This window comes from Dietzia sp. DQ12-76 (genome assembly GCF_014145045.1).
GTDB lineage: Bacteria > Actinomycetota > Actinomycetes > Mycobacteriales > Mycobacteriaceae > Dietzia.
The window spans coordinates 5778-12510 of the sequence record NZ_JAALDV010000270.1 but is presented as its reverse complement, the minus strand read 5'-3'; the positions used below and the strand labels follow the sequence as shown (position 1 = coordinate 12510).

8 protein-coding genes are annotated in these 6733 nt (G+C 70.0%); 4 read left to right on the top strand and 4 right to left on the bottom strand.

From position 1 onward, the window contains the following. A partial coding sequence (locus G6019_RS09965; protein WP_182627505.1) for a DEAD/DEAH box helicase occupies positions 1-973 on the bottom strand: 973 nt, incomplete at its 3' end. Between the two features lie 232 nt (positions 974-1205). Here G6019_RS09965 and G6019_RS09960 point away from each other — a divergent pair. Further along, positions 1206-2819 carry an adenylate/guanylate cyclase domain-containing protein gene (locus G6019_RS09960; protein WP_107757639.1) on the top strand — a complete coding sequence of 538 codons (1614 nt, stop codon included), beginning with the start codon at positions 1206-1208 and terminating at the stop codon, positions 2817-2819. Here the strand turns inward: G6019_RS09960 and G6019_RS09955 are convergent. Beyond that, a complete protein-coding gene (locus G6019_RS09955; protein ID WP_182612697.1) occupies positions 2806-3534 on the bottom strand; it encodes an LmeA family phospholipid-binding protein in 729 nt (242 codons plus the stop codon). The genes G6019_RS09960 and G6019_RS09955 overlap by 14 nt on opposite strands. An 84-nt stretch (positions 3535-3618) precedes the next feature. On the opposite strand from G6019_RS09955, the gene G6019_RS09950 reads away from it, so the two are divergent. The 3 genes from G6019_RS09950 (at position 3619) to G6019_RS09940 (ending at position 5704) form a co-directional block, all read left to right on the top strand. Then, positions 3619-4179, top strand: a complete 561-nt coding sequence (locus G6019_RS09950; RefSeq protein WP_107757637.1) for a type 1 glutamine amidotransferase domain-containing protein — start codon at positions 3619-3621, stop codon at positions 4177-4179. A 44-nt stretch (positions 4180-4223) separates the two neighbouring features. Continuing rightward, the gene (locus tag G6019_RS09945; protein ID WP_182627504.1) at positions 4224-5213 is read left to right on the top strand and encodes a glycosyltransferase; all 990 of its coding nucleotides are present in this window, start codon (positions 4224-4226) and stop codon (positions 5211-5213) included. Positions 5214-5425: 212 nt separating this feature from the next. After that, complete coding sequence (locus tag G6019_RS09940) at positions 5426-5704, top strand: WhiB family transcriptional regulator (RefSeq protein ID WP_107757635.1); 279 nt, start codon at positions 5426-5428, stop codon at positions 5702-5704. Positions 5705-5791: 87 nt separating this feature from the next. On the opposite strand, the gene G6019_RS09935 is transcribed toward G6019_RS09940, so the two are convergent. Both G6019_RS09935 and G6019_RS17300 read right to left on the bottom strand, forming a co-directional pair. Continuing rightward, positions 5792-6247, bottom strand: a complete 456-nt coding sequence (locus G6019_RS09935) for a hypothetical protein (RefSeq protein WP_182612695.1) — start codon at positions 6245-6247, stop codon at positions 5792-5794. A 17-nt stretch (positions 6248-6264) separates the two neighbouring features. Continuing rightward, the coding region (locus G6019_RS17300; protein ID WP_241725977.1) for a fatty acid desaturase family protein at positions 6265-6733 on the bottom strand (469 nt) is incomplete at its 5' end.

Here is a 6733-nt window from a genome sequence, read left to right as displayed (position 1 = left end):
GCGGATCGGCATGGACGACCAGTCCCACGTCGTCGACGTGGATACCGCGGGCCGCGATGTCGGTGGCCACGAGCACGCTCGCCCGGCCCGAGGAGAACGCGTCGAGGTTGCGCACCCGCGCGTTCTGCGACAGGTTGCCGTGCAGGTCGACGCTGGTCACGCCGCGGCCGGAGAGTTGCTTGGCCAGTCGCTTGGCGCCGTGCTTGGTGCGGGTGAACATTACGGTGCGCTCGTTCACCCCGGCCAGATCCGCCAGTGCGCGGACGCGGTCGTCCGGGTCCACGTGGACGACGTGGTGGGCGGTCGCGCCGGGGGTGGCGGAGCCGTCGTCGACCTCGTGGACGACCGGGTTGTCGAGGAACTTGCGGACGAGCTTGTCCACACCCTGGTCCAGGGTCGCGGAGAAGAGAAGCCGCTGCGCACCCGCGGGCGTGGCCGCCAGGATCCGGGTCACTCCCGGGAGGAAGCCCAGGTCGGCCATGTGGTCGGCCTCGTCGAGGACACTCACCTCGACCGAATCCATGCGGCAGTGCCTCTGCCCCATGAGGTCCTCGAGCCGACCCGGGCAGGCCACCACGATGTCGACCCCCTGGTCGAGCGCGCTGACCTGGCGCCCCTGCGATACGCCGCCGAAGATCACGGTGGTCTTGAGGCCCATCGCCTTGGCCAGTGGCGCGAGCGTCTCGTCGATCTGGCGAGCGAGCTCGCGGGTGGGGGCGAGGATCAGCCCACGCGGGGCGTTGCGCTTCCGGCGACCGCCGGCGGTCGCGGACGCGGCGAGGCGGGTGACCAGGGGGAGGCAGAACGCATAGGTCTTGCCGGAGCCGGTGCGGCCCCGGCCCAGGACGTCGCGTCCGGCCATCGCGTCGGGCAACGTGGCCGACTGGATGGGGGTGGGGGTGACGATGTCGACGCCCGCGAGGACGTCGAGCAGGGAGGAAGGAACGCCGAGATCGGCGAAGGAACGTGACAAGGGAGGAATCTCCGTAGGTAGATGGGGCGTCTTGCCCGGCGCGCTCCTGGGCTACCCCGTCGCAGGTGAGCGACGTGCCCGGTGCGCGACCACGGGAGGTCGACATCCGACGCGGCCCGAGGCAAGAGTGGTGCGGGCCGACCGCTCCACCCTACGCTCCACGGGGCGCCCCGCGACAGTTCCCCGGGCCTGATGTGACGAGGTCGTCTATTCCGGGCCCGCAGATGGCACGATGTGGACCGTGCGACTCGACCTGTCCCTGCTGCGACGCCCGGAACTGGGCTCGGTGCTGCTCGGGCGGGAGACGGAGTCCGCGCGGATGCGGACCCTACGGGTCCGGATCCTGTTGGTTCTTACCCTGCTGGCGTCCAACCTCGTGGGGGTGGCCGTCGCGGCGGTGTTGATCCTCTTCGTCCTGCCGGGCCCCACCCTGTTGTCCCGGGAGTTCCTGGTTCCCAACGTCATCGTGGTACCCGGGTACGTGTCCCTGGCGACCGTGGTCGGGACGGTCTGGGTCCGCGGGGTGGTCTACCGCCGGGTCCGGTGGTTCCTCGACGGCCGCGAGCCCACGGATCGGGAGCGCGTGCGGGCGCTCCGCCTGCCCACCCGTATGACCCTCATCCAGGCCTTCCTCTGGTTGCTCGGCGCAGCCGTGGTGACGCCGGCGTTCGGGGTGATCGACCCGGCGACCATCCCGACCGTCGGGTTCACCATCGTCTTCTCCGGACTCGTGGTCTGTGGTGTGGCGTTTCTCTTCGCCGACTTCGGTCTCCGTCCGGTGGCCGCGGTCGCGCTCGCCAGCGGTCCGGCCCCCCGCGCACGGTTCCTCGGTGCGATGACCCGCCTCCGGGTGTCCTGGGCGGTCGGTAGTGGGGTGCCGATCTCCGGACTCATCATCGTGGCGATCTACACGTTGGCGGGCCGCGCCCTGACACTGGAACGCCTCGCCGTCATCGCGATCGTTCTCGGGGCCACGTCGTTGCTCGCCGGATTCCTGCTCGTCTCCCTCGCCACCGGATCGGTGCTCGGTCCGCTTCGGAGCGTCCGCTGGGCGATGGAGGACGTCGCGGACGGGAAGCTCGACCGGAGGGTGGTGGTCTACGACGGAACGGAACTCGGTGAGCTCCAGCGTGGGTTCAACCGCATGGCCGCCGGGCTTCAGGAACGCGAACGGCTCCGGGACCTGTTCGGTCGCCACGTGGGTCGTGACGTCGCGGAGGCCGCCGAGGAACGCGATCCCGAACTGGGCGGGAGCGCCTCCGAAGTCGGCGTCGTCTTTGTCGACATCATCGGTTCCACCGAGATGGCGGTGCGGTCGGAGGCGACGGAGGTCGTCGACGTGCTCAACAGGTTCTTCCGGGTGGTCGTTGAGACGGTAGAGGAGTACAACGGCGTCGTCGACAGCTTCCTCGGCGACGCCGCACTCGTCGTGTTCGGCGCGCCCCGGTCGATGGACGACCCGGCGTCCGCCGCACTGGCCTGCGCCCGTGTGCTCGGCGAGCGGCTGCCCGACCGGGTACCGGGATGCCAGGCCGGGATCGGTGCCTCCTACGGGGGCGTGGTCGCCGGGTACGTCGGCGCCGACGACCGTTTCGAGTACACGGTCATCGGAGACGCGGTCAACGAGGCGTCGCGGCTGTGCGAACTGGCGAAGACGCAGTCCGGACTCGTCCTGGCCTCCGGTGCCGCGGTCGATTCGGCCGGGGCCGCCGAGGCCGAGCGGTGGAATCGGGTGGGATCGGAGGTGGTCCGGGGTCGGACGGAACCCACGGAACTGTGCGTCCCGGCGGTCTCCGGGACCCGGCGTCGTCCGGCGGACCACGGCGGTGCCGCTACCTCAGCGTGACGTCCGTGCCGACGAGGGCGACCTCGAGTCCGTCGGGCACCACTCGCGCCCTGTGGATCGACACCCCCTCGGGGAGTGAGGCGACCGTCGTGTCGACGGTGCCGGTGATCCCGGAGAACACCCCGTCCGGCAGGGGCAGGCCGAGCACCCCGGTCTCCTCCGGGGTCAGGGTGAGCCGTCCGCCCGAGACCCCGGGCGCCACGCCGATCTCGGCTATCCCACCGATGTCCGCGCGCAGCAGACCGGCCTGCGCGTCGGGTCGCACCGACCTGACCTCCGTCAGCCCCGCGACCGGGGAGTCGCCGGCGGGATTGCCCTCGGCCGCCGCCGCCGTGAGCTGGTCGCCGCTGAGCGTGGCGGTCCCGTCCGCCGACGCGGCGACGATGCTGCCGTCGGCCATGCTGACCGAATGCCCGGTCACGTCGATCCGGGGCGCGTCTCGGTCACCTGGAGAGGTCATCCGGACCGTGTCGACGGCCCGGCTGGTGGCAAGGTCCCAGAGGATCGGCGTGGGGCCGAAACCCACCGACACCGGGGCGCCGAGCCGAGCCGAGGCCTCGCGTTCCGCCCGGTCCGACAGGTACCAGCGGGCTCCGAACTCCGCCGCCACGGCCACCCCGAGGATCAGGAGCAGCAGGACGAGCAGGAAGCACCCGCATCCACCACGTCCGCGGTCACCTCGTCCTCGTCGGTCGATAGGGCCTCGTCGTCGCATTCACCACATCGTGCCGCACGGCCGAGCCGGGGGCCACCGGCGGTCCGGTTGCGGTCCCGGGGGGTGCGGCCCCACGATCGGAGAATGACCGAGACACAGGATGTGAACACTGACACCAGGACCGTCGTCTTCCTCGTGGCCGGCGAGGGGATCGAGCGGGTGGAGCTGACCGAACCATGGGGTGCCGTGACCGAGGCCGGCCACACGGCGCTCCTGGTGAGCACTTCCGACGGAGAGGTCGAACTCGTCGACCACCTCAGCCCGGCCGGCACCCAGGCCGTCGACCGCACGACCGCCGACGTCACCGCCGCCGATGCCGACGTGCTGGTCCTACCCGGCGGCGTCGCCAATCCCGACGCCCTCCGTCGCGACCAGCACGCCGTGACCCTCGTCCGCGAGATGGTCGAAGCGGGCAAGCCGGTTCTCGCCATCTGCCACGCACCCTGGGTGCTGATCGAGGCGGACGTCGTCCGGGGCCGCCGGGTGACCTCCTACCCCAGTCTGCGCACGGATCTGGTCAACGCCGGCGCCGAGTGGGTCGACGAGGAGCTGGTCAGTTCGGACGGCGTGTTCACGAGCCGCAACCCCGACGATCTCCCCGCTTTCTGCGACGCCCTCCTCGGGGCGATCCGCGGAGCGGACTAGGGCGACGGGGCCGGCCGGGACACGCGTCGAGTGGGGGTGAGCGGATGATCGGCATCTACGTCCACAACGAGGGGCGTGGTCACCTCCACCGCGTGCTCCCCGTGATGGGCGCACTACGGGAGCGCGGTCTCGACGTGACGATGCTGATCGCGGGGCGGTTCGACGACTCGCTCCTCCCGCCGGGGACGCGGGTCGTCCATCTCTCCGCCGAACCCGGCGACCTCCAGGCCCCGGAGGAGATCCCCCTGGAGGCGCGTCGCGAGGCCGTCGCGTGGATCGATCGCGCGCGGCCTCGCGCCTTCTGGGTCGATTCCTCGCCGGCCATGTCACTCGCGGCGCACATGACCGGCATCCCGATGGTCAGCACCCTCCCGCCCGGGGTGCGGGAGGACGAACCCCACCTGCTCAGTTTCCGGGCTGCCGAGCGCCTGATCGGGGCGTGGCCTCCGGGCGTGCACCAGGACACTCTGCGGAGGATCGACAGCCCCGTGGAGGAGATCGGTGGGGTGTCCCGGTTCGAGCGACGGGACCCCGAACCACGTGATCACCTGAACCGGCCACGGGTGGTCCACCTGAACGGCTCCGGCACCGGAGGCGACCACCGGTTCTGGCGGGCCGTGAGAATGACCGCACGCGATCTCGGGGTCGCCGACTGGCTGGAGATCGGCGGACCGGACGGATCGTGGCTCGAGGACCCGTGGCCGGAGCTGTGCTCGGCGGACGTGGTGGTGACCGGGGCGGGGCAGGCATCGGTGGCGGACGCGGCCTGCGCCGATGTCCCGCTCGTCGTGGTCCCGGGCCGCCGACCGTACGGTGAGCAGGACGCGACGGCCGAGGCCCTCCACGGGATCCCCGGGGCCGCCGTGATGAGGTACGGCGACGGCCCGACGGCTGTCGCCCACGCCGTCACCGCCCAGGTCGATCGCTCCCGGGACGGCGCGTCGACGGGGATCAGATCGTGGTGGGGTGTCGACGGGGCGGCCGCCCGCGCCGCCGAGGTCATCAGGGCCGCCACGAGAGGGCTCGTGGGGTGACAGATCCTGGGCTCAGTTATATTGCCTAACTTTAACCTCAGGAAGAATCGGCTGATCGTCCCAGCATCACAGGCATTTCGAGGCGGTTAGGAAAGCCTTGGTTGGGCTTCGTGCGTTTGACGTGTTTCTGTCAACTGAGAATATGAGGTCATCGCATTCTGAACCTTCAGGGCTCATGGCAGGGCACTTCAGTCTCGCGAGGAGGAGACGCCATGCCCAGATACAGGAACCTGCAACCAACCGCAGAATTCTGGTCGTGGCGCGACTCCGCCGCGTGTATCGATCTGGAAGACCTGTTCTACAGCGCGGACGACGAATCCAAGGGGCAGCGCCGACGTAAGGAGGACAAGGCGAAGGCGGTATGTCAGGGATGCCCCGTGTTCGACGCGTGTCGTCAATTCGCCATGGATTCGAAGGAACTGTACGGCGTCTGGGGTGGGACGACCGAGTCCGAACGTCACGCCCTGGCCGGTCGGCACCGCACCGGCTGACGGCACTCGGTCACTGACAGTCCTCGATCCCCGTCCAGTTCTCGACCGCTGTCAAGCCCCGACCCCGTAGGCGGCGCGACGATGCGCCTACGGGGTCGGCTCGTGGCCGTCGCGCCCGGCTGACCGGTTCCGTTCCTTCATCTCGGCCTCGTGCACGTGCTGCCGGCCACCGGTCACCTCGTCGACCACCGCCCGGCTGACCCGGCGGGCCGTCGTCCAGAAGCCGTCGTCGAACTCCTCGACCATCTGGAACGTCCATCGTCCGTGGAGGACGTTCACCCCCACCATCTCAGACCGGATCGTCTCGGCGAGCTGGGTTCTGCCCACTGCTTCCAACTGGTCCGCAGCTTTCTGGTAGAGCAGGTCCGCCCGCCCGATCAGCTGGTGCATGTCGTACAGGCGCCCGCGGGCCCGCTCGATGTATTCGAGTGCCTCGCTCGCCGTGCCGGCGGCTTCCACCTCGGCGTCGGTCGCACCCGCCGGACGCCGGTGGGTCTCGTCGACGCTCCGCGTCCGGCGGGTGCTGCCGGCGCCCTCGCTCACCTGGTCGTCCGCCACCGTCAGGCCGTGCGGGTCAGACGCCGGAGCTGTTCCGGGTCGGTGTGGTGCTTCAGTGCGGTGACCAAGCCCGACCGAGCCCCTTGGGGGTCGGTGTAGGTACGCGGTTCACCCGCGAACATGCGCTCGGACCTGGTCTCCGGGGCATCGTCCGGGCCGGCCTTGAGGAACCGGTTCGGAAGCGAGAGCTTGGCGATCGTGCGCCATGACTGCCAGTACTGCTTGTACAGCGGGCCGGTGGTGTAGGGCAGGTCCCAGCGCCGACACACGTCCTGGACCTTCACCGAAAGCTCCTTGTACCGGTTGGACGGAATGGTCGGGAAGAGATGGTGCTCGATCTGGAACGACAGGTTGCCCGACATGAAGTGGGTGAGATCGCTCCCCGTGAAGTTCGCCGACCCGAGCATCTGTCGCAGATACCACTGGGCCTGCGTCTCCTCCTCGAGATCCTCGAGGGTGAACTTGTCGGCG

Coding starts and splice junctions, on each gene's coding strand:
- G6019_RS09960 (WP_107757639.1), top strand. CDS start 1,206: ATGTGGACCGTGCGACTCGACCTGTCCCTGCTGCGACGCCCGGAACTG.
- G6019_RS09955 (WP_182612697.1), bottom strand. CDS start 3,534: ATGCGACGACGAGGCCCTATCGACCGACGAGGACGAGGTGACCGCGGA.
- G6019_RS09950 (WP_107757637.1), top strand. CDS start 3,619: ATGACCGAGACACAGGATGTGAACACTGACACCAGGACCGTCGTCTTC.
- G6019_RS09945 (WP_182627504.1), top strand. CDS start 4,224: ATGATCGGCATCTACGTCCACAACGAGGGGCGTGGTCACCTCCACCGC.
- G6019_RS09940 (WP_107757635.1), top strand. CDS start 5,426: ATGCCCAGATACAGGAACCTGCAACCAACCGCAGAATTCTGGTCGTGG.